The sequence below is a fragment of the Staphylococcus sp. EG-SA-14 genome (assembly GCF_017151935.1).
GTDB classification, from domain to species: Bacteria; Bacillota; Bacilli; order Staphylococcales; family Staphylococcaceae; genus Staphylococcus; species Staphylococcus aureus.
Window position 1 is genome coordinate 1 of the sequence record NZ_JACVZM010000054.1, and the last position, 508, is coordinate 508.

A 508-nucleotide genomic window follows, 5' to 3' on the forward strand; every position below is an offset into this window, starting at 1 on the left:
GTTTACTGTATTCATCATTAACATCATCTATTTGACTTTCTAACGTGTTAAATGCCAATGCTTGTTGGTAGACATCAGCTGTTGCTTTGTCTATTTTAGCTGGTAATTTCCCAACTTCATTTTCTAATTTAGAATATGCTTTCTCTGCTTCTTGTGCATTTTTCTTTGCACTATTCATTGCTGTTTTCGAACTCGCCATTGCTTCTTTATTAGCATTACTAAATTTCTCTAACTCATCTTTAGCTTCAGATGTTGCAATTTTAGATTCATTCCACTTACGCTTCGATTTATCCAGTTCATTAGATAACTGTTTATAATGATTTTCAGCTTTTTCTAGTTCAACACGTAACTCTGATAATTCTTTCTCAGAAGCATTACCACTTTTTGAGAGTTCATCAAATTCTTGAGACAACTGATTGACTGTTGCTTTTGCATTTTTGGTTGAAGCACTTAATTTATCAACTTGGTTTTTAGCACTTTTTTGAGATTGAGTTGCATCAGCTACCTG

1 protein-coding gene is annotated in these 508 nt (G+C 33.1%); it reads right to left on the reverse strand.

Translation table 11 applies throughout. The annotated features are described in order from the left end of the window. Nucleotides 1-508: hypothetical protein (locus IDG63_RS14240; protein WP_206176472.1), on the reverse strand; the 508-nt coding region annotated here is incomplete at both ends.